The sequence below is a fragment of the Rathayibacter sp. AY2B7 genome (genome assembly GCF_002931635.1).
In the GTDB taxonomy this organism is placed as follows: Bacteria; Actinomycetota; Actinomycetes; order Actinomycetales; family Microbacteriaceae; genus Rathayibacter.
Map to the genome: position 1 here is coordinate 1 of NZ_PSUC01000032.1, position 21,329 is coordinate 21,329.

Genomic DNA, 21,329 nt, shown 5'->3' on the forward strand with positions numbered 1-21,329 from the left:
CGCCTGCCGCCACCACTGGGCATCCTCGGTCGTGCCGCTCCTGCTGAGTACCGTGTCCGTCACGGGTGTCCTTCCGTTCGTCGTGGTCTGCGCCCTCTCGGTGATCGCACCCCTCTGGGTGACGGTGACGATGGCCTTCAAGACCACCGCCCAGGCGGTCGACGGGAACGCCTTCTCGCTGCCGGCGCCCTTCTCGGTCGACGGCTTCGTGCAGGCCTGGAACCTCACCGACTTCCCACGCGGCTTCGCGATCTCGGTCCTCGTCTCGGCCATCACGGTCGGCGGCACCATCGTCTTCGCCGCTCTCGCCGCCTACGCCATCTCCCGCAACTGGCACCGCCGCTTCTACCGCTGGTCGTTCTTCTACCTGCTCGCGGCGATGTTCCTGCCGTTCCCGGTGCTCGCTCTCTCGCAGGTGTCCCTCACCGGCCTCGCCGGACTCGACAACCCGATCGGCGTCGCGATCCTGCACATCATGTTCCAGCTCTCGTTCAGCGTGATGCTGTTCACAGCATTCCTCCGCTCCCTCCCCGAAGAACTGGAGGAGAGCGCCCGCCTCGACGGAGCGACCACCAACCAGGTCTTCTGGCGGCTGGTGTTCCCCCTGCTGGCACCGATGAGCGCGACCGTCGGCATCTTCGCCTTCCTCGCCTCCTGGAACGACTTCATGATGCCGTCGCTGATCACCTCGGACCCGACGCTCCAGACGCTCCCGGTGCTCCAGAAGATCTTCCAGACCCAGTTCAGCAACGACTACAACGTCGCTTTCGCGTCCTACCTGATGGCCATGGCACCGGCGATCATCGTCTACCTGTTCACGCAGCGGTGGGTGATGTCCGGCGTCACCCAAGGCGCCATCAAATAGGCCCGCGGGTCTCGGGGCGGCCGTCTGCGGCGTTGTCGTCGGTCGCCGTAGCTCCGCTACGCCTCCCTCCTCCGCCTTGCAGACGACCACCCCGAGACCCGCGGGCTCGACTCCGGGAGGCGAGGGTGCCGTGCTGCGCACGAGCCTGCCCCGAACATGCTGGTCGAGTAGCCCCGGAGGGGCGTATCGAGACCCACCCCGGCCCCGAACATGCTGGTCGAGTAGCCCCGGAGGGGCGTATCGAGACCCACCGTGACCGGACACGCGGCCTCGGAGCAGCAGCCCTGGCGGAGGTGGATCTCGATACGCCCGCTGAGCGGGCTACTCGATCAGCATGAACGCGACGGCTGACCCATCAGCAAGAACCACACCACAGACCACGACGAACGGAAGGACACCCGTGACGGACACGGTACTCAGCAGGAGCGGCACGACCGAGGATGCCCAGTGGTGGCGGCAGGCGGCGGTGTACCAGATCTACCCGCGGAGCTTCGCGGACGCGAACGGGGACGGGATAGGCGATCTCGCGGGGATCATCGAGCGGATCCCGTATCTGCGGGAGCTCGGGATCGACGCGGTGTGGCTCAGCCCGTTCTACCCGTCGGCGCTCGCCGACGGCGGGTACGACGTGGCCGACTACCGCGATGTCGACCCGCGGATCGGCACGCTCGCCGAGTTCGACGAGATGACGGCCCGCCTGCACGACGCGGGGATCCGGGTCGTGGTCGACATCGTCCCCAACCACTCCTCGGACCTGCACCCCTGGTTCCAGGAGGCGCTCGCCTCCCCGAAAGGCTCGCCCGAGCGCGAGCGCTACGTGTTCCGCGACGGGCTCGGCGCCGACGGCTCCGAGCCGCCGAGCGACTGGGAGTCCGTCTTCGGCGGATCGGCCTGGGAGCCGGTCGGCGACGGCCAGTGGTACCTGCACCTGTTCGCCCGGGAGCAGCCCGACTGGAACTGGGCGAACCGCGAGATCCGCGACGACTTCCTCCGCACCCTCGCCTTCTGGGCCGACCGCGGCGTGGACGGCTTCCGGATCGACGTGGCGCACTCCCTGGTCAAGGACCTGACGCCCCCGCTCGCCTCCGCGGCCCAGATCGAGGGGCAGCGCACGGACGGATCGCACCCGTTCTGGGACCGCGACGAGGTGCACGAGGTCTACGCCGAATGGCGCGCCCTCTTCGACTCCTACGACCCGCCCCGCACCGCTGTGGCGGAGGCGTGGGTCGACGCCTCGCGCCGCGCCCGCTACGCGAGCCCAGAGGGGCTCGGCCAGGCGTTCAACTTCGACCTGCTCGAGGCCGACCTCGACGCGGAGGAGTTCCGCCGGCTGATCACCTTCAACCTCGAGCTCGCCGCGGAGTCCGGCTCGTCGACCACGTGGGTGCTCTCGAACCACGACGTGGTCCGGCACGCGACGCGCTATGGACTGCCGCCCCGCGGCGCCGCCGACACCGCCCCGGCGAAGCAGTGGCTGCTGAGCGGAGGAGCGGAGCCGGTCCTCGACCGCGAGAAGGGCCTGCGACGCGCCCGCGCCGCGACCCTGCTCCTGCTGGCCCTGCCCGGCTCCGCCTACCTGTACCAGGGCGAGGAGCTGGGACTGCACGAGGTCGCCGGGATCCCCGACGCCGACCGGCAGGATCCGACCTTCTTCCGCAGCGGCGGCGTCGACGTCGGCCGCGACGGCTGCCGCGTCCCGCTGCCGTGGGAGTCCACCGGGCCCTCGCTGGGCTTCGGTCCGGGCGGCGCGCACCTGCCCCAGCCCGCGTGGTTCGCCGACTCCTCCGTGGAGGCGGAGGAGCTGTCGGAGTGCTCGACGCTCGCGCTCTACCGCCGGGCGCTGGCGCTCCGGCACGGGCTGCAGACGGAGGAGCACCTGGAGTGGCGGGGGGACGCGGCCGACGTCGTCGACTTCAGCCGCCCGAACGGCTGGCGCTCGGTGACGAACCTGGGAGCGGAGCCGGTCGAGCTGCCCGAGGGCGAGCTGCTGCTCGCGAGCGTCCCGGTGACGGGCCGCCTGCTCCCGCCGGACGCCACCGCCTGGCTCCGCTGACGACGGGGGAGCTCCCTCCCCAACGCGGAAGGCGCCCCCGCCCGAGGATCCGAGGATCCTGCAGGCGGGGGCGCCTTTCCGTGCGACGCGGGTCAGTGCGTGGAGGGGTCCTGCTCGACCTCGGTGCGGTCACCCGACCACAGCGTGTGGAAGGTGCCCTCCTTGTCGACGCGCTTGTAGGTGTGCGCTCCGAAGAAGTCGCGCTGGCCCTGCACGAGAGCGGCCGGGAGGCGCTTGGAGGCGAGCGAGTCGTAGTACGACAGCGCGGCGCCGAAGCCGGGGATCGGCACGCCCGAGAGCGCGGCGGTCGAGACGATGCGGCGCCAGGCGGCCTCGCCGTTGGCGACGGCCTCGGCGAAGTACGGGTCCTCGAGGAGGGTCGTGATGCCGGCGTTCTCGTCGTAGGCGTCGACGATGCGGTTGAGGAACTGGGCGCGGATGATGCAGCCCGCGCGCCAGATCTTGGCGACCGCTCCCTTGTCGATCTCCCAGCCGTACTTCTCGGCTCCGGCGATGATCGCGTCGAAGCCCTGCGAGTAGGCGACCACCTTGGAGGCGTAGAGCGCGGCGCGCACGTCGTCCTCGAAGCCCTCGTACTTCTCGACCGGGGTCGGGCGCGAGGTGACGCGGGCCTGCACGGCCTCGCGCTGCTCCGGGTGGGAGGACACGGCGCGGGCGAAGACGGCCTCGGCGATGCCGCCGACGGGGACGCCGAGGTCGAGCGCGTTCTGCACGGTCCAGACGCCGGTGCCCTTCGAGCCGGCCTGGTCGAGGACGACGTCGATGAAGGGATTGCCGGTGTCGGCGTCGACCTGGCGGAGCACCTCGGCGGTGATCTCGATGAGGTACGACTCGAGGTCGCCCTTGTTCCAGGCGTCGAAGACCTCGGCGATGGCGGCGGGCTCGTGTCCGCCGACGGTGCGGAGCAGGTCGTACGCCTCGGCGATGAGCTGCATGTCGGCGTACTCGATGCCGTTGTGGATCATCTTGACGAAGTGGCCGGCGCCGTCGGTGCCGATGTGGGTGACGCAGGGCTCGCCCTCGGCGACCGCGGCGATCGACGAGAGGATCGGGCCGAGGGTCCTGTAGGACTCGACCGAGCCGCCGGGCATGATCGACGGGCCCTTGAGCGCGCCCTCCTCGCCGCCGGAGATGCCGGTGCCGACGAAGTGGATGCCGGTCTCGCGGACGGCCTTCTCGCGGCGGATGGTGTCGGTGAAGAGCGCGTTGCCGCCGTCGACGATGATGTCGCCGGGCTCGAAGACCTTCGTCAGCTGCTCGATCACGGCGTCGGTGCCGCGGCCGGCCTGGACCATGATGATCGCGGTGCGCGGGGTGGCGAGCGAGGCGGCGAAGTCCTCGATGGTCTCGGAGGCGACGAAGCCCGCCTCCGGGTGCTCCGTGATGAGGGTCTCGGTGCGGCCGTAGGAGCGGTTGAACACCGCGACCGTGTTGCCCTCGCGGCTGGCGAGGTTGCGGGCGAGGTTCGAGCCCATCACCGCCAGACCGACGACTCCGATGTTGGCTGTGGCGGTGGGCTTGTCAGACACGGTTCTCCTCGACGTTCGCGTTCAGGGGCGAGCCCAGGCTAGCCCCGGGTCGCTCCCGGGAGCCCGGGTCCGAGCCGTCTCCCGGCTGCACATCGGTCGTGCGGCGCGCGCACGGTCTTGCGCGCGCCGCGACGACCGCGACCGGAACCGGTCAGGCGCCGTGGCCGAGGGGGACGCGCTCCGACGGGATCGGCGGCGGCGGGGGAGTGCCGTCGCCGAACGGGCGGCCGCCGAGCTCCTCGCGGCGCGAGGGGACGAGCCAGCCGGAGAGGTCCGGGCCCTTGGGGACGACGCCGGTCGGATTGATGTCCCGCTGCACCTCGTAGTAGTGCGACTTGATGTGGGTGAAGTCGATCGTGTCGCCGAACCCCGGAGTGGCGAACAGGTCGCGGGCGTAGCCCCAGAGCGCGGGCATCGCCGACAGCAGGTTCCGGTTGGCCTTGAAGTGGCTGTAGTAGACGGCGTCGAAGCGGGCGAGCGTCGTGAAGAGCCGCACGTCCGCCTCGGTGATGGTGTCGCCGACCAGGTAGCGGCGGGTGCTCAGCCGCTCCTCCAGCCAGTCCAGCCGCGCCCAGAGGCGGTCGTAGGCCCGCTCGTAGGAGCGCTGCGAGCCGGCGAAGCCGCACTTGTAGACGCCGTTGTTCACGTCGTGGAAGACCAGCTCGGCGATCTCGTCGATCTCCTCGCGGTGCTCCTCGGGGTAGAGGTCGGGGGCGCCGTCGCGGTGGAACGCGGTCCACTCGGTGGAGAAGTCGAGCGTCATCACCGGGTAGTCGTTGGTGACGACCTGGCCGCTCGGGATGTCCACGAGGGCCGGGACGGTGATCCCGCGCGGGTAGTCGGGGAAGCGGGCGAAGAACGCGTCCTGGAGGCGGGGGATGCCCAGCACCGGGTCGACCCCGCCCGGGTCGAGGTCGAAGGTCCAGCTGCGCTTGTCGTGGGTGGGCCCGCAGATGCCCATCGAGAGGGCGTCCTCGAGCCCGAGCAGGCGCCGCACGATCACGGCGCGGTTCGCCCACGGGCAGGCGCGGGAGACGACGAGGCGGTAGCGCCCGGCCTCCACCGGGTACCCGTCGCGGCCGTCGGCGGTGATCCGCGTCGGGATGTAGTTCGTGTCGCGGTGGAAGCCGTTCTTCTCGACGTAGGAGCCGAAGTCGTCGCTCGTCATACCCGCACGGTAGGCGGTCCGCCTGGACGTCCGGCTCCGAGTCCGGCGGCGCGACCGACTGCTGGCGGGCGGCCGCGATGCCGGGTAGGATCGGCAGCTGAACTTCGGCGAGGGATGCACGTGCATCCGTGATCGACGCGGTGGAAGCAGGCGAGGCCCCCACGGGGCGCCACGGACTTCTCCTCACGCTGACATGCGTTCGAGTCGACAAACCGTCCGTGGCCGCAGGCCACGACCCGATCCGGTGGCGTGCGCGCCGCCCAAGGAGAACATCATGGCTGAACTGACCAACAAGGTCGTCGTCGAGGTCCGCACCTCGTTCGGCAAGGGCGCCGCCCGCAAGATCCGCGCGCAGGACAAGATCCCCGCGGTCCTCTACGGCCACGGCACCGAGCCCCAGCACCTCACCCTCCCGGGCCACCAGGTGCTCCTGCTCACCCGCAAGGCGAACGCGATCCTCGAGCTCGACATCGAGGGCGCCGCGCAGACGACGCTGGTGAAGGACATCCAGCGCGACCCGGTGCGCCAGATCATCGAGCACATCGACCTCGTCGTCATCAACAAGGGCGAGAAGGTCGAGGTGGACATCCCCGTGCACGTCGAGGGCGACGCCGCTCCCGGCACCCTCGTCTCGATCGAGTCGAACACCCTCTCGCTCGAGGTCGACGCCACGCGCATCCCGCAGAACATCGTCGTCTCCGTCGAGGGCCTCGAGGCCGGCACGCAGATCACCGCCGCCGACGTCACGCTCCCCGAGGGCGCCACGCTGGTCACCGACGCCGAGGTGCTCATCGTCAACGTCACCGCCGAGGTCGAGCAGGACCTGGGCGAGGACGACGAGACCCCGGCCTCGGGCGACGTCGTCGCCGAGACCGCGGAGTAGTCCGCACCACCCCGGGAACGGGCCCGCTCGCAGCCGCGGCGGGCCCGTTCCGCGTCCGGCGGGGGAGTCCCTCCGCCGCCCCCGAGGAAGAGGAACGACATGGGTGACACCTGGCTGGTCGTCGGACTGGGCAACCCGGGTGCGCAGTACGCGCGCAACCGGCACAACGTCGGCCAGATGGTGCTCGACGAGCTCGCGACGCGGATCGGCGGCTCGTTCCGCCGGCACAACCGCGCCAACGCCGTGGTCGCCGAGGGCTTCCTCCGCCCGGGCGGGCCGAAGCTCGTGCTGGGCAAGCCCAACAGCTTCATGAACCTCTCCGGCGGGCCGACGGCGCAGCTGCTCGACTTCTACTCGGTCGACCCGGCGCACCTGATCGTCGTGCACGACGAGCTCGACATCCCCTTCGACACCCTGCGCCTCAAGCAGGGCGGCGGTCACGGAGGGCACAACGGCATCCGCGACATCCTCGCGGCGACCGGAGGAGCCGAGTTCCTGCGCGTGCGGGTCGGCATCGGCCGCCCGCCTGGCCGCCAGCAGGCCGCCGACTTCGTGCTGAAGGACTTCGCCGGCCCGGAGCGCGAGGCGCTCCCGATCCTGGTCTCGGACGCCGCCGACGCCGTCGAGCTCATCGCCGACTCCGGCCTCTCCGCCGCCCAGCTGAAGTTCCACACCAGCGCCTGACCCGCCCTTCGCCGAGGGGACCCCGGACGGCGAGGGAGACCGCAGCCCCGGGCTCCCTCGACGGTTCGGGGTTCCCTCGGCGGTCGGCCCGCGGGGCGGCCGTAAACTGGACCCGTGCCCCTCAACGAGATCATCTCGGCGCTGTCGCGCGCCTCCACGTTCGACGATGCTCTCGCGTACGCGGTGCGGGACGCCGACTTCTCGGTGGCCGACGGCCTCCGGGTCCCCCTGCTCGCGGGCCTGATCGAGAGGCGCGCGGAGGCGGGACGCCCGCAGGCGGCGCTGGTGGTCACGGCCACGGGCCGCGACTCCGAGAACGTGCGCGCCTCCCTCGGCTGCATGCTGCCGGACGCGGACGTGGTCGAGTTCCCGGCCTGGGAGACGCTGCCGCACGAGCGCCTCAGCCCGAGCGCCGAGATCGTGGGGCGGCGCCTGGACGCGCTGCGGCGGATGAAGCAGTGGTCCGGCGAGCGGCCCCTCGTGGTGGTCGCCTCCGTGCGCGCGGCGCTGCAGCCGGTCGCCGACAACCTCGCCGACATCGAGCCGATCCGACTCGTGAAGGGCGCCCGCGGCTACGACCTCGGCCGCATCTCGGCCGAGCTGGTCGACCTGGCCTACGCCCGGGTCGACATGGTCACGCGCCGCGGCGAGTTCGCCGTGCGCGGCGGCATCCTCGACGTCTTCCCCGCGGTGGCCGAGCATCCGAGCCGAGTGGACTTCTTCGGCGACGAGGTCGACTCCATCCGCGGCTTCTCCGTGGCCGATCAGCGCTCGCTCCCGGGCGAGGCCGACTCGGTGGTCCTCCCGCCGAGCCGCGAGCTGCTGCTGGTGCCCGCGGTGAGGCAGCGGGCCCGCGAGATGCTGCACGAGTTCCCGAGCCTGTCGGCGATGCTCGCGAAGATCGCCGAGGGCATCCCAGTCGAGGGCATGGAGTCGCTCGCCCCCGCGCTGCTCGAGCGGCTGGTCCCGATCTCGCACTACCTGCCCGAGGGGGCGGCCGTCGCGGTCCTCGCCCCCGAGCGCGTGGCGACGCGGGCGATCAGCCTCGCCGAGACGAACCGCGAGTTCCTGCAGGCGGCCTGGAGCGCGGCGACCGCCGGCGCCGAGGCCCCCATCGACCTCGCCTCGGGCGAGTTCATCTCGCTCGGCGCGCTCCGCGACTCCGTGAAGCTCAGCGCCCCGGGCGCCGACGCTCCCGACCACCCGTGGTGGACGATGAGCACGTTCCGCCAGGGCCCCGCCGCGGGCGAGGCCGAGGTGCTGCCGGAGGAGCTCGGGATCGACGAGATCCTCGCCGTCCGCGTCGAGGGCGAGCCGGTCCCCGGATTCGGAGCGAGCGTCGAGGGCGCCCTCGCCCACGTCCGCGCGCGCCTGGCCGACGGCTGGACCGTGGTCCTGACCGCGCCCGGCACCGGCACGGTCGAGCGCACCGACCAGGTCCTCGCCGAGCACGAGGTCGCCGCCCGCATCGTCGCCGACCTCCCCGCCGGGCTCGAGACGGGCCTGGCCTACGTGGTCCAGGCCTCCGTCGATCACGGCTTCGAGGTGGAGGAGGCGAAGCTCGCCCTGCTCACCGACACGGAGTTCTACGGCCGCACCGTCGGCTACGACTCCCGCGCGGTGAAGAAGCTCGCGTCGCGCCGCAAGAACGTCGTCGACCCGCTGCAGCTCACGCCCGGCGACTTCGTGGTGCACGCCACGCACGGCATCGGCCGGTTCGTGGAGCTCTCTCAGCGCGAGGTCTCCAGCGGGGGCCGCAATGCGATCAAGACCCGCCGCGAGTACCTGGTGCTCGAGTACGCCCCCAGCAAGCGCGGCTTCCCCGGCGACAAGCTGCTCGTCCCCACCGACCAGCTCGACCTGCTCTCCCGCTACGTCGGCGGCGAGGCTCCAGCGCTGAGCAAGATGGGCGGGAGCGACTGGGCGCAGGCCAAGAGCAAGGCCCGCCGCGCGGTCCGCGACATCGCGGTCGAGCTCGTGAAGCTCTACTCCGCCCGGATGGCCTCCCGCGGGCACGCGTTCCCGCCGGACACCCCCTGGCAGCGCGAGCTGGAGGAGGCGTTCCCGTTCGCCGAGACCCCCGACCAGCTCACCGTCATCGACGAGGTCAAGGCCGATATGGAGCGGCCGATCCCGATGGACCGCCTGCTCTCGGGCGACGTCGGCTTCGGCAAGACCGAGGTCGCCGTGCGCGCCGCGTTCAAGGCGATCCAGGACGGGAAGCAGGTCGCGATGCTCGTGCCGACCACGCTGCTCGTCCGCCAGCACCTCGAGACGTTCCAGGAGCGCTTCGCCGGCTTCCCCGTCCACCTGCGGGCGCTCAGCCGGTTCCAGAGCGCGAAGGAGTCGAAGGAGACGATCGAGGGCCTGGCCGACGGCACCGTCGACATGGTCATCGCGACCCACCGGCTCCTCAGCGACAACATCGTCTTCAAGGACCTCGGCCTGCTCGTGATCGACGAGGAGCAGCGCTTCGGCGTCGAGCACAAGGACAAGCTCAAGGCGCTGAAGAAGAACGTCGACATCCTCTCGATGAGCGCCACGCCCATCCCGCGCACGCTCGAGATGGCGGTGACCGGCATCCGCGAGATGTCGACCCTCGCGACCCCGCCGGAGGAGCGCCACCCGATCCTCACCTTCGTCGGTCCCTACTCCGAGAAGCAGGTGTCGGCCGCGATCCGCCGGGAGCTCCTGCGCGAGGGCCAGGTGTTCTTCGTGCACAACCGCGTCTCGACGATCAACCGCGTCGCCTCGCAGCTCGCCGAGCTGGTGCCCGAGGCGCGGATCGCGGTCGCGCACGGCAAGCTCAGCGAGTCGCAGCTCGAGCGGATCATCGTCGACTTCTGGGAGCGCAAGTTCGACGTCCTGGTGTCGACGACGATCGTCGAGACCGGCCTCGACATCCCGAACGCCAACACGCTGATCGTCGACCGCGCCGACAAGTACGGTCTCTCGCAGCTGCACCAGCTGCGCGGGCGGGTCGGCCGCGGCCGCGAGCGCGCCTACGCCTACCTCCTCTACGACGAGACGAAGCCGCTGAGCGAGACCGCGCACGACCGGCTGCAGACGCTGGCCGCCAACTCGGACCTCGGCGGCGGCATGCAGATCGCGCTGAAGGACCTCGAGATCCGCGGTGCGGGCAACCTCCTCGGCGGCGAGCAGTCCGGGCACATCCAGGGCGTGGGCTTCGACCTCTACCTGCGGATGATCGGCGAGGCCGTCGACACCTTCCGCGGCGAGGTCGCCGAGGGGCAGACCGAGCTGCGGCTCGAGCTGCCCGTCGACGCGCGCATCCCGGAGGAGTACGTCGACAGCGAGCGGCTGCGCCTGGAGGCGTACCAGAAGCTGTCAGCCGCGTCGTCGCCGACGGCGAAGGAGGGGAGCATCGACCTCGTGGTCGAGGAGCTGACCGACCGCTACGGCGAGCTGCCCGAGGCGGTCGAGAACCTCATCCTGGTGTCGAGGCTGCGCATGCGCGCGCAGAAGGCGGGCCTCAGCGACGTGGTCGCGATGGGCTCGAACGTCCGCGTGGCTCCCGCTCACCTGCCCGACTCGATCCAGGTGCGCCTGCGCCGGATGTACCCGACCGCGAAGTACCTGCAGCAGGCAGACGCGGTCGTCGTGCCGATGCCCGTGCTCGACGGCGTCCCGCTCGGCGACCGGGCGCTCATCCAGTGGGTGGCGTCGCTCCTGGACGCGCTGTTCCCGGAGCCGGTCACCGTCTGAGGTCCTCGGGGCGGCGCTCCCCGGTGGCGCGCCGTCCCGCTCCGGCGGCCGTCGCCGCTGAGGGAGGGCCCACTGGCAGGATGGAGGGCATGCCGCTCCTCGCCGCTCGACGTCCCCGCGAGCCGGGGCCGCTCGCCGGCCCGCTGGTCGCCGTCCGCGGGGTCGCGGTGCGCGCCTCGGGGGTCGACCTGCTCGCCCCGTGCTCGCTCGAGGTGGAGGCGGGGGAGCGCGTCGCGGTGACGGGCCGCAACGGCACCGGCAAGACCACGCTCCTGCGGGTGATCGCCGGCCTCACCGCTCCGAGCGAGGGAGTCGTGGCGGTGGCCGGGCGCGCCCCGGAGGAGCGCTCCGGCGCCCACCGCCGCGCCGTCGCCGCACTGATCGGCACCCCGCCCTTCGAGCGGGACCTGACCCTCGAGGAGCACCTCGCGATGGTCGCCGTCTCGTGGGGCGCGCCGGTCGCCGACGCCCGCCGCGAGGCCGCGGCAGGTCTCGACGCGCTCGCGCTCGCTCCGCTCGCCCGCCGCTTCCCGCACGAGCTCTCCTCCGGGCAGACGCAGCTGTTCTCCCTCGCGCTCGTGCTGGCCCGTCCCTCCGCGGTGCTGCTGCTCGACGAGCCGGAGCAGCGGCTCGACGTCGAGCGGGTGCCGCTGGTCGCGGAGGTCCTGCGGCGCGCAGCCGCGTCCCGGGCGCTCGTCGTCGCGACCCACAGCCCTGTGCTGATCGAGGGTCTGGGCGCGCGGGTCGTCGAGCTGGAGCGGGCGTGACGCGCGCGGAGGGGGCCCGCGTCGCCGAGGTGCGGGCTCTGCACCGGCACCGCGCCGCGGCTCCGCCGAGTCCGCGCGCCTACGCGGGCTACCTCGCCGCGATGACCGTCCTCGTCGTCGTCCTCCCCGTCGCCCGGGCCCTCGCACTCCTCGCCGCCGAGGCGGGAGCCGCGCCGGAGCCGCTGATCGCCCTCGCCGCGGGTCTCGCCCTGCCCGCCGCCGTGCTCCTGGGCCGGGTGCGCGGACCCGCGGTGGGCGAGCCGCACACCACGGCCGTGCTGCTCGCGACCGATCTGCGCCGCTGGTCGGTGCTCCGCCGACCCGTGGTCCGGGCGTCGGCCGGTCTCGTGGCGTGCTGCTCCGCCGTCGCGTCGCTCCTCGCCCTCGCCGCCGCCGCGCCGCTCCTCGCGGCCGTCGCCGGCGGCGCCGCGTTCGCCGGCCTCCTCGCCGTCGCCTGGCTCGCCGGTCAGTGCCTGCCCTCGCGCCTCCCCGCGCTCGCGGCGGGCCTCCTCGCCTCCCTCGCGGTCCTCGGGGCCCTCCTGCCCGGTGCGCCCACGCCGGGCGGCCTCCTCGCCTCAGCCGTGAGCGGAGCGGAGGAGGTGCGCGCCGCGACCGTGCTGCTCGCGTCGGCCGCGGTCCTCCTGGCCGCGGCGCCCCGGCTGCTCGACGCCGCGCGCGGGCCTCGCCTCCTCGCCCAGGCCCGGCAGTGGTCGGCGACCACCCGGCTCGGAGCGACGGGCGACCTCGCCGAGTCGCTCGACGGGTACCGCGCCCTCCCGGCGATCGGGCGGGGGCTCCGAGCGGTCCGCCTCTCCCCGTTCGCCCTCGCGGTGCCGGTGCGCGACGCGATCGGCGCGCTGCGCACTCCCGGTCGCTCGGCGGTCGCGGTCGTCCTCCTGGCCGTTGCCGGCGCCGCCGCCGTGCTCGCCGCGGTCGTGCCGTCCTCCCTCCTCGCGCTCCCGGCCGCCGCGGCGGGCGTGCTCGCCTACCTCGGCGCCGGCGTCTGGAGCGACGGCTTCCGTCACGCCGCCGCGACAGCGGGACAGCCGGCGCTCCTCGCCCCCGGCCCGTTCGAGCTGCTCCTCCTGCACGCCGTCCTCCCTCTGGTGCTCGCGGTCGGAGTCGCGATGCTCGGCGCCCTCGCCGCCTCGCTGCTGCTCCCGGGCGCGGCGGTGCCGGTGTCCGCCGCGACCGCCGTCGCCGCCGTCGCCGCGCGGGCGATGGACGCGACCCGGGGTCCGCTGCCGCCGCAGCTGCTCAGCCCGGTGCCGCTCCCGATCGGGGACGGCGCGGGAGTCGCGGTGGTCCTCTGGAACCTGGCGGGTGCACTGGTCAGCGCCTCGACCGCGGTGTCCGTCGCGGCGTCACCCGGGCTCCTCGCCGCAGTGCCGCTCGTCGCCGGCGGCTGCCTCCTCGTCGCGCGGCGGCGTCTCGCGCGGGCCTGAGGCTCTCGGGCGCTCGCGCCGCCCGGATGTCCGCGGAGGCGGCCGGACCGGATGCGAGGATGGCGGGGTGACCGCGCATCCCCGGCTCGACGAGCTCATCCGCACCGTCCACGTCCTCCGCGCCCCGGGCGGCTGCCCGTGGGACGCCGAGCAGACCCACGAGTCGCTCGTGCGCTACCTGATCGAGGAGTCGCACGAGCTCGTCGACGCCATCGAGGCGGGGGACCGGGCCGACCTGATCGAGGAGCTCGGCGACGTCCTCTACCAGGTGCTCTTCCACGCCGACCTGGCCGCCGAGAGCGCCGAGCCCTTCACCATCGAGGACGTCGCGGCGCACATGAACGCCAAGATGGTCGGCCGCCACCCGCACGTGTTCGGCGACGCCACGGCCGAGACGGCCGACGACGTCATCGCGGTGTGGGACGAGCTCAAGCGCACCGAGAAGCCGCACCGCACGAGCGTGCTCGACGGGATCCCGCAGGGCATGCCCGCCCTCGCGCTGGCCGACAAGGTGATCGGCAAGGCGACCTCGCTGGGCGTCGTGGACGCCGGCCAGGGCCCTCTGCCCATCGAGTCGGAGGAGGATCTCGGCCCGCTGCTGCTGGCCATCGTCGCCTCCGCCCGCGCCCAGGGGCTCGACGCCGAGCGTGCGCTCCGCACGGCGACGCGCGACCTGCAGGACGAGATCCGCGCGGTGGAGCAGGAGCGGCGCGCGGACTGAGGCGCCCGCCTGCCCGGCCCGGCCGATCTGGGAGAATCGCCGTCATGGCCTCCCCGATCACCCCGCCCCGCGGCATGCGCGACTTCCTCCCCGCCGACAAGGCGAAGCGCGAGCACGCGCTCGGCGTCATCCGCCGCGTGTACGCCTCCCACGGGTTCGACGAGATCGAGACGCCCGTGGTCGAGGACTTCGACCGCCTCCACTCCGGGCTCGGCGGCGACAACGAGAAGCTCGCCTTCAGCGTCCTGCGCCGCGGGCTCACCCGCGACGACCTGGCGGCGGTCGACGACGCGTCCGCCCTCGCCGACCTCGGCCTGCGCTTCGACCTCACGGTGCCGCTCGCCCGCTTCTACGCCTCGCACCGCGCCGAGCTGCCGGCCGTCTTCCGGTCGGTGCAGATCGCGCCGGTGTGGCGCGCCGAGCGCCCGCAGAAGGGGCGGTACCGCCAGTTCGTGCAGTGCGACATCGACATCATCGGCGAGCCCGGGCAGCTGGCCGAGGTCGAGCTCATCACGGCGACCGCGGCGGCACTCGACGCCCTGGGCCTCCAGGACTGCACCATCCGGATCAACGACCGCCGCATCCTCACCGGAATCCTCGAGCACTGCGGCTTCGCCCCCGAGCGCTTCGGCCAGGCGCTGATCTCGATCGACAAGCTCGACAAGATCGGCGCCACCGGAGTCGTCGCCGAGCTGGAGGCCGACGGGCCGGACGCGGCCGCGGTCCTCGGGGGCTACCTCGCGCGGATCGAGCAGGCGGTCGCCGCCGGGGGAGTGGCGCTCGAGCAGTCCGCGATCCTCGACGTGCTGCCCGAGGGTATCGACCCGGAGGCGGTGCTCGCGCTCGAGACCCTGGCCCGGTCGCTGCGCTCGCTGCCCGCCGGCGTCTCGCTCCGCTTCGACCCGACGCTCGTGCGGGGCATGGGCTACTACACCGGCACGATCTTCGAGATCGCGCACCCGTCCTCGGGCTCCTCGGTCGGCGGAGGCGGGCGGTACGACGGGATGATCGGCCGCTTCCTCGGTCAGGACGTGCCGGCCTGCGGCTTCTCGATCGGCTTCGAGCGGATCGTCGAGCTGATCGGCGATGCCGTCGTCGAGCGCCCCGACGCCGTCGTCCTCGTCCACGAGCGCGACGCGGCGCCCGAGCTGCTGCTCGCGCTCAAGCAGGAGCTGATCGCCCAGGGCTCGCGCGTGCGCCTCGAGCGCCGGGCGAAGAACCTCACCCCGCTGCTGGACCGCGCGGCCGCCGCGGGCTTCACCCGCTTCGCTCTCGTTCCGCGCGATGCCGCCTCCGCCGCCGACCTCTCCTTCAAGGATCTCGGCTGATCCGCGCCGGCGGCGCCGGGTGAGTGTCGCCGGCTGCCCGCGCTGAGCCGCGCCCGGGGGAGGGGCCGGGTGCTGACGGGGCCGTCCCATAGTGCCTGAACAGGGTCTCAGACGATCCGTCAGAGGATCATGTCGATCTGGTCGGATCCTTGTCGGATCCGTGAGAGCCTTAATACCCGCGAAATCTGCGGACACACCCGAGAAATCTCCCCCGGATAGCGTCGAGGCACCCGATCGGCGCGGCTTGGCGCGCCTGCACGGGCACCCCGTCGCGACCCCGCGCACCGCACCGCAGCAGCCCTGACGATCCCCACCCGAGGAGTCCCCTTGACCCTGTCGCCCCTCCGCTCCCTCCCGGCCTTCGACCGCCGCAGCCTCCTCCGCCTGGCGGGTGTCGCCGGCCTCGCGATCGGCGGCGCCTCCGTCCTCGCCTCCTGCGCCTCCGACTCCTCCGGCGCGTCCGCCGCGGACGGCGGCGACCTCGGCACCCTCAAGGTCCAGCTCTCCTGGATCAAGAACGAGGAGTTCGCGGGCGAGTTCTTCGCCGACTCGAAGGGCTACTTCACCGAGGCCGGCCTGGCGGGAGTGACGCTCACCCCCGGCCCCTCGACGGGCGTGGCCGAGCTCCTCTCGGGCAGCGCGGACGTCGCGCTCAGCGACGCCGTCTCGATCGGCACCGCGATCGCCCAGCAGGAGGCCCCGCTCAAGATCATCGGCGCGACCTACCAGAAGAACCCCTTCACGGTCCTCTCGATCAAGACCGCCGGGAACATCGCCACTCCGGCCGACCTCGCCGGGAAGAAGATCGGCGTCCAGGCCTCGAACACCTCCCTGTTCCAGGCGCTGCTCGCCGCGAACGGCCTCTCCGAGTCCGACCTCACGGTCGTCCCCGTCGAGTACGACCCCTCCGTCCTCGTCAACGGCACCGTCGACGGCTTCATCGCCTACCTGACGAACGAGGCCATCACGGTCGCGGCCGAGGGCTACGAGGTCGTCAACCTGCCCTTCGCCGACAACGGCCTCCCCTTCGTCGCCGAGACCTTCTCGGTGTCGGAGCAGGCGATCGCCGAGAAGCGCGACGCTCTGAAGGCGTTCCTCGTCGCCGAGATCAAGGGCTGGACCGACGCGGTCAACGACCCGGAGGCGGGCGCGATGCTCGCCGTCGAGAACTACGGCAAGGACCTCGGCCTCAACGAGGAGTCCTCCAAGAAGGGCGCCACCATCCAGGCCGAGGAGCTGGTCGTCTCGGACGAGACGGTCTCGAACGGCCTCTTCACCATCTCCGAGACGCTGCAGTCCGAGACCATCGCGTCCCTCGCGGGCGCCGGGATCGACGTCACGGCCGAGGACCTCTTCGATCTGACCCTCCTCGACGAGGTCTACGAGGAGAACCCCGAGCTGATGAAGTACGCGGCCTGATCCTGATCCACGAAGGGCACCACTCGTGACCGACACGACCGACGCCGGCACCCTGCGCGACCAGGGTGCCGGCGGCACCGGCATCCAGATCCACGGCCTGTCGAAGACGTTCCGGATGGGCTCGCGCAGCGTCGCGGCGCTGCAGGACACCGATCTCCACACCGACCAGGGCAGCTTCCTCGCTCTGCTCGGCCCGTCGGGGTGCGGCAAGTCGACCATCCTGCGCATCCTCGCGGGACTGGAGGAGCCGACGTCCGGCTCCATCCGGGTCGACGGCCGCACTCCCCAGGAGCTGCGCCGCGACAACAAGCTCGGCATCGCCTTCCAGGACCACGCGCTCCTGCCGTGGCGCAGCGTCATGGCGAACATCCGCCTGCCGTTCGAGATCGCGGGCAAGAGCGTCGACCAGTCCTACATCGACGAGCTGATCGACCTCGTCGGCCTCCGCGGCTTCGAGAAGGCCAAGCCGGCCCAGCTCTCGGGCGGCATGCGCCAGCGCGTGTCGATCGCGCGGTGCCTGATCCTCAAGCCCGAGGTCCTGCTGCTCGACGAGCCGTTCGGCGCCCTCGACGACATGACGCGGCAGAAGCTCAACCTCGAGCTGCTGCGGATCTGGACCGAGAAGCCCGCCACGACGCTCCTCGTCACGCACGGCATCTCGGAGGCGATCTTCCTCTCGGACCGCGTCGCGGTGATGAGCCCGCGCCCGGGACGGGTGAAGGAGATCATCGACATCGACCTCCCCCGCCCGCGCACCCCCGAGATGCAGCGCACCCCCGAGTTCCACGCCTACGTCGACCAGGCCTCCGAGCTGCTGTTCGGCGACGGCGGCGCGGCCGCGGACGACCGCGTCTAGGAGGCACCGTGGCCACCACGCTCCCCGCGGCCCCGCGCCGCGCCCTGTCCCTGCCTCCGTGGCTCACCGGGCTGATCGGCGTCGCCGCGATCGTCGCCGTCTGGTGGATCGTGGCGCTCGTCACCGCCCCCACCGGCGCCGCGACCTACGCGCCCGTCCCCACTCCCGTGCAGGTCGTGCAGACCGCGATGGAGGACGGCGCCGGCTTCTACTGGCGCAACTTCTCCGTCACGATCGGCGAGGCGGCCGTCGGCTACTTCTGGGGCAACCTCCTCGCGCTGGTGCTCTCGGCGCTCGTGCTGGTCCTGCCCTGGCTGGAGGGGGTCGTCTCGCAGCTCGCGGTCATCACCTACTGCGTGCCGATCGTCGCCATCGGAGCGATCGTGCTGCTGATCCTCGGTGGTGCGGACGCTCCCGGGAAGGCGAGCGCGACGGCGATCTTCCTGGCCGGCCTCTCGGTGTTCTTCACCACGGTCGTCGGCAGCCTCCTCGGGCTGAAGGCGGCCGACAAGGCGGCGCTCGACGTCGTCACGGTCTACGGGGGCTCGCGCTTCACCCAGCTGCGCAAGGTGCGTCTGATCGCGGCGCTGCCCAACATCCTGTCGGCGCTGCAGATCGCGGTGCCCGCGGCCTTCCTCGGCGCGATCCTCGGCGAGTACTTCGGCAAGATCGAGACGGGCGTGGGCCCGATCCTGGTCGCGGCGCAGGTCTCGCTGAACTCGCCCCGCGTCTGGGCGCTCTTCCTCCTCTGCGCGGGCGTCGCGCTCCTCGGCTACGGCATCGTCGGACTGATCGGGCGCCTCATCGCGCCCTGGTCCTCCGGAAAGCGGGCATGACCATGACGACCACCGTCCCCGACCGCACGGAGCAGTCCACGGCCACGTCGATCCTCGCGGTCGACGAGCTGCGGCGCCAGCTGCGCACGGCCGCCCTCGGCGCGACCCTCAGGAGCCTGCGCAAGAGCCTGCTCGTCGCCCTGTCGACGATCGTGATCGTGCTGGCGATCTGGATCGGCGTGGTCCTCTTCAGCGGGGTCTCGCCCTACGTGGTCAAGGGCCCGTGGGACGTCTGGCAGCACCTGGTGACCGATGCGAAGGCCGCGGAGCACCGCGCCGAGCTGGGCGGCCTCTTCGCCGTGACCATGGGCGACGCACTGATCGGCTTCGCGGCCGGCCTGGTCGTGGCGATCCTCGGCGCGATCCTGTTCCGCCTGTCGAAGGGCATCGAGCACGCGCTGATGCCGTTCGCGATGCTGCTGCGCTCGGTGCCGCTGATCGCGATGGCGCCGCTGATCATCCTGGTCTTCGGGACCGGCTCGATCGCCTCGGTCGCGGTCATCGGCGGGATCGTCGTCCTGTTCCCCGCGCTGGTGACGGTCGCCTTCGGCCTCAACAACGCCTCCCCGCAGATGCTCGACGTGGTCGCGGTCTACGGAGGCAGCACCCTCACCGCGATCCGCAAGGTGGCCATCCCCGGCTCGCTGCCCTCGCTCTTCGCCGCGATCCGCATCTCGGTGCCCGGAGCGATCACGGGCGCGCTGCTCGCGGAGTGGCTCTCCACCGGTGCGGGCATCGGCGGGGCGATCAACGCCTGGTCCGCCCAGGCCCGGTTCGCGGACGTCTGGTCGGCGGTCGTGCTCGTGACCGGCGTCTCGCTCGTGCTCTACATGCTCGTGCAGGTGCTCGAGACCTTCGTCCTCTCCCGGATGTCCCTCTCCCTCACCTGACTCCGTCCCTTCCCCCGCGAAGTGCCACTCGACGAGGGCTCGCCCGACGCGTCGCGTACCCGGGTGGCGTCTCGCGGGAAGGGGGAGGGCAGGGGGAGCGAAGCGACGGGGCCGGGTCAGACGGTGACGATCGCGTCGACGCGGTGGCCGGCCAGCACCTCGCGGCCGCCGAGCCCGTCGAGCTCCATGACCACCGCGATCCCCTCGAGGCTCCACCCGGCGCGCTCGATCAGGCGGCAACTCGCGTCGAGCGTGCCCCCGGTCGCCAGCACGTCGTCGACCAGCAGCAGGCGCGCGCCGCGGGGCGCCGCGTCCTCGTGCACCTCCAGCATCGTCTCGCTGTACTCGAGGGTCGCCTGCTCGCGCAGCACGGCCCGCGGGAGCTTGCCGGGCTTGCGGATGGTGACGACGCCGAGACCGGCCGAGTAGGCGGCCGCTGCGGCGAGCAGGAAGCCGCGCGCCTCCACGCCCGCGATCGCGTCGATCCGGCCGCGGTAGGGCTCGATCAGCGCGTCGGCCACCGCCCGCAGGGCCTCGCCGTCGCCGAAGACCGGCGTGAGGTCGCGGAACAGGATGCCCGGGCTCGGGAAGTCCGGGACGACGGCGGTGAGACGGTCGACGTGGTCGGCGGCGGTCGTGGTCACGGGGAACCTCCGGGTCGGCGGGTGCGCCCGGGCCGTCCGGCGATCGGGCCCTGGGAGTCTACGACCGGCCGCGGTCTCCTGCGCTTCGGAGGCGGTCAGTAGACTCCTTCCCGACCGCTCCCGTCTCCGGGAGCCCACCCGTCAAGAGGAGATAGTTGTGGCCCTTATCGAGGCAGTCGTCGCCCGAGAAATTCTGGACTCCCGTGGCAACCCCACGGTCGAGGTCGAGGTCCTGCTCGAGGACGGCGCGTCCTCGCGAGCGGCCGTCCCGTCCGGCGCCTCCACCGGCGCGTTCGAGGCGTACGAGCTCCGCGACGGCGACTCCGACCGCTACCTCGGCAAGGGCGTGCAGAAGGCCGTCGACGCCGTCATCGACGAGATCGGCCCGGCCATCGAGGGCTTCGACGCCACCGACCAGCGCCTCGTCGACGCCGAGCTGATCGAGCTCGACGGCACCGAGAACAAGTCCCGCCTGGGCGCGAACGCGATCCTCGGCGTCAGCCTCGCCGTGGCCAAGGCCGCCGCGCAGTCGTCGGACCTCGACCTGTTCCGCTACGTCGGCGGCCCGAACGCGCACACCCTGCCCGTGCCGCTGATGAACATCATCAACGGCGGTGCGCACGCCGACACCGGCGTCGACATCCAGGAGTTCATGGCCGTCCCGCTCGGCGCCGAGTCCTTCTCCGAGGGCCTGCGCTGGGGCGTCGAGATCTACCACGCGCTCAAGGCGCAGCTGAAGAAGGCCGGCTTCGCCACCGGCCTCGGCGACGAGGGCGGCTTCGCCCCCGACCTGCCCACCAACCGCGAGGCGCTCGACTTCATCCTCAAGGCCGTCGAGGCCGCCGGCTTCACCCCCGGCAAGGACATCGGGCTCGCGCTCGACGTCGCCTCCTCGGAGTTCTACGAGGACGGCGCCTACACGTTCGAGGGCAAGAAGCTCTCGGCCGAGGAGCTCTCCTCCTACTACGCCGACCTCGTCGCCAACTACCCGCTGGTCTCGATCGAGGACCCGCTGGACGAGGACGACTGGGCCGGCTGGACCCACCTCACCGCGGCCATCGGCGACAAGGTGCAGCTCGTCGGAGACGACCTGTACGTCACCAACCCGGTGCGCCTCGCCCGCGGCATCGCCGAGAAGGCCGGCAACTCGATCCTGGTCAAGGTGAACCAGATCGGCACGCTCACCGAGACGCTCGACGCCGTGGCCCTGGCCCAGCGCAACGGCATGACCGCGATCCTCTCGCACCGCTCCGGCGAGACCGAGGACACCACCATCGCCGACCTCGCGGTCGCGGTGGACGGCGGCCAGATCAAGACCGGCGCCCCGGCCCGCTCGGACCGCGTCGCGAAGTACAACCAGCTGCTGCGCATCGAGGAGATCCTGGGAGGTGCGGCGACCTACGCGGGTCGCTCCGCCTTCCCGCGCTTCTCCGCGTAGTCTCGGCACGCCGGACCGGCCCCGGAGCCCAGCACCTCGGTGCGGGCGCCGGGGCC

At 72.2% G+C, this 21,329-nt stretch carries 17 protein-coding genes; 14 read left to right on the plus strand and 3 right to left on the minus strand.

The features are described 5' to 3' along the window. The first annotated feature begins 31 nt into the window (after positions 1–31). Complete coding sequence (locus tag C5C27_RS07585; protein ID WP_258066549.1) at positions 32–865, plus strand: carbohydrate ABC transporter permease; 834 nt, start codon at positions 32–34, stop codon at positions 863–865. Between the two features lie 334 nt (positions 866–1,199). Then, complete coding sequence (locus C5C27_RS07590; RefSeq protein WP_104314038.1) at positions 1,200–2,918, plus strand: alpha-amylase family glycosyl hydrolase; 1,719 nt, start codon at positions 1,200–1,202, stop codon at positions 2,916–2,918. A gap of 92 nt (positions 2,919–3,010) precedes the next feature. Here C5C27_RS07590 and gndA read toward each other — a convergent pair whose 3' ends face one another. Together gndA and C5C27_RS07600 are read right to left on the minus strand one after the other, a co-directional pair. Then, on the minus strand, positions 3,011–4,468 hold the full coding sequence (gene gndA, locus C5C27_RS07595; protein WP_104233684.1) for an NADP-dependent phosphogluconate dehydrogenase: 1,458 nt from the start codon (positions 4,466–4,468) through the stop codon (positions 3,011–3,013). A gap of 151 nt (positions 4,469–4,619) precedes the next feature. Next, positions 4,620–5,636 (minus strand): glutathione S-transferase family protein, encoded by a 1,017-nt coding sequence (locus C5C27_RS07600; protein WP_104233683.1) that lies wholly within the window; start codon positions 5,634–5,636, stop codon positions 4,620–4,622. A 274-nt stretch (positions 5,637–5,910) separates the two neighbouring features. On the opposite strand from C5C27_RS07600, the gene C5C27_RS07605 reads away from it, so the two are divergent. The 11 genes from C5C27_RS07605 (at position 5,911) to C5C27_RS07655 (ending at position 19,191) form a co-directional block, all read left to right on the plus strand. After that, complete coding sequence (locus C5C27_RS07605) at positions 5,911–6,519, plus strand: 50S ribosomal protein L25/general stress protein Ctc (protein WP_104238997.1); 609 nt, start codon at positions 5,911–5,913, stop codon at positions 6,517–6,519. 99 nt (positions 6,520–6,618) lie between these two features. Next, the gene (pth, locus tag C5C27_RS07610; RefSeq protein ID WP_104233681.1) at positions 6,619–7,203 is read left to right on the plus strand and encodes an aminoacyl-tRNA hydrolase; all 585 of its coding nucleotides are present in this window, start codon (positions 6,619–6,621) and stop codon (positions 7,201–7,203) included. A 114-nt stretch (positions 7,204–7,317) separates the two neighbouring features. Continuing rightward, positions 7,318–10,929, plus strand: coding sequence for a transcription-repair coupling factor (gene mfd / locus C5C27_RS07615; protein WP_104256566.1), 3,612 nt, complete (start codon positions 7,318–7,320; stop codon positions 10,927–10,929). A gap of 89 nt (positions 10,930–11,018) precedes the next feature. Next, the gene (locus C5C27_RS07620; RefSeq protein ID WP_104314039.1) at positions 11,019–11,696 is read left to right on the plus strand and encodes an ATP-binding cassette domain-containing protein; all 678 of its coding nucleotides are present in this window, start codon (positions 11,019–11,021) and stop codon (positions 11,694–11,696) included. Further along, positions 11,693–13,141, plus strand: coding sequence for a hypothetical protein (locus C5C27_RS07625; RefSeq protein ID WP_104314040.1), 1,449 nt, complete (start codon positions 11,693–11,695; stop codon positions 13,139–13,141). Before C5C27_RS07620 ends, C5C27_RS07625 begins: the two co-directional genes overlap by 4 nt. Positions 13,142–13,208: 67 nt before the next feature. Beyond that, positions 13,209–13,862, plus strand: a complete 654-nt coding sequence (locus tag C5C27_RS07630; protein ID WP_104239002.1) for a MazG family protein — start codon at positions 13,209–13,211, stop codon at positions 13,860–13,862. Between the two features lie 44 nt (positions 13,863–13,906). Then, complete coding sequence (gene hisS, locus C5C27_RS07635; protein ID WP_104314041.1) at positions 13,907–15,190, plus strand: histidine--tRNA ligase; 1,284 nt, start codon at positions 13,907–13,909, stop codon at positions 15,188–15,190. Between the two features lie 327 nt (positions 15,191–15,517). Further along, positions 15,518–16,609 (plus strand): ABC transporter substrate-binding protein, encoded by a 1,092-nt coding sequence (locus tag C5C27_RS07640; RefSeq protein ID WP_258059873.1) that lies wholly within the window; start codon positions 15,518–15,520, stop codon positions 16,607–16,609. Between the two features lie 115 nt (positions 16,610–16,724). Next, positions 16,725–17,465 carry an ABC transporter ATP-binding protein gene (locus tag C5C27_RS07645; RefSeq protein WP_104222373.1) on the plus strand — a complete coding sequence of 247 codons (741 nt, stop codon included), beginning with the start codon at positions 16,725–16,727 and terminating at the stop codon, positions 17,463–17,465. An 8-nt stretch (positions 17,466–17,473) separates the two neighbouring features. Continuing rightward, positions 17,474–18,301, plus strand: a complete 828-nt coding sequence (locus C5C27_RS07650) for an ABC transporter permease (RefSeq protein ID WP_244229606.1) — start codon at positions 17,474–17,476, stop codon at positions 18,299–18,301. Continuing rightward, the gene (locus tag C5C27_RS07655; RefSeq protein ID WP_104314042.1) at positions 18,298–19,191 is read left to right on the plus strand and encodes an ABC transporter permease; all 894 of its coding nucleotides are present in this window, start codon (positions 18,298–18,300) and stop codon (positions 19,189–19,191) included. The genes C5C27_RS07650 and C5C27_RS07655 overlap by 4 nt, the downstream gene beginning before the upstream one ends. Positions 19,192–19,307: 116 nt before the next feature. On the opposite strand, the gene C5C27_RS07660 is transcribed toward C5C27_RS07655, so the two are convergent. Next, positions 19,308–19,835: an adenine phosphoribosyltransferase gene (locus C5C27_RS07660; RefSeq protein WP_104314043.1), complete on the minus strand. Its 528-nt coding sequence runs from the start codon at positions 19,833–19,835 to the stop codon at positions 19,308–19,310. Positions 19,836–19,992: 157 nt separating this feature from the next. Between C5C27_RS07660 and eno the strand changes: the two genes are divergently transcribed. Continuing rightward, positions 19,993–21,273 carry a phosphopyruvate hydratase gene (gene eno / locus C5C27_RS07665; RefSeq protein ID WP_104222361.1) on the plus strand — a complete coding sequence of 427 codons (1,281 nt, stop codon included), beginning with the start codon at positions 19,993–19,995 and terminating at the stop codon, positions 21,271–21,273. Positions 21,274–21,329 lie beyond the last annotated feature (56 nt).

Bases quoted from the DNA above. Each gene is read 5' to 3' on its own strand.
- C5C27_RS07620 (WP_104314039.1), top strand. From the start codon at position 11,019: ATGCCGCTCCTCGCCGCTCGACGTCCCCGCGAGCCGGGGCCGCTCGCC.
- C5C27_RS07655 (WP_104314042.1), top strand. From the start codon at position 18,298: ATGACCATGACGACCACCGTCCCCGACCGCACGGAGCAGTCCACGGCC.
- C5C27_RS07605 (WP_104238997.1), top strand. From the start codon at position 5,911: ATGGCTGAACTGACCAACAAGGTCGTCGTCGAGGTCCGCACCTCGTTC.
- C5C27_RS07645 (WP_104222373.1), top strand. From the start codon at position 16,725: ATGGGCTCGCGCAGCGTCGCGGCGCTGCAGGACACCGATCTCCACACC.
- C5C27_RS07600 (WP_104233683.1), bottom strand. From the start codon at position 5,636: ATGACGAGCGACGACTTCGGCTCCTACGTCGAGAAGAACGGCTTCCAC.
- hisS (WP_104314041.1), top strand. From the start codon at position 13,907: ATGGCCTCCCCGATCACCCCGCCCCGCGGCATGCGCGACTTCCTCCCC.
- pth (WP_104233681.1), top strand. From the start codon at position 6,619: ATGGGTGACACCTGGCTGGTCGTCGGACTGGGCAACCCGGGTGCGCAG.
- C5C27_RS07590 (WP_104314038.1), top strand. From the start codon at position 1,200: ATGAACGCGACGGCTGACCCATCAGCAAGAACCACACCACAGACCACG.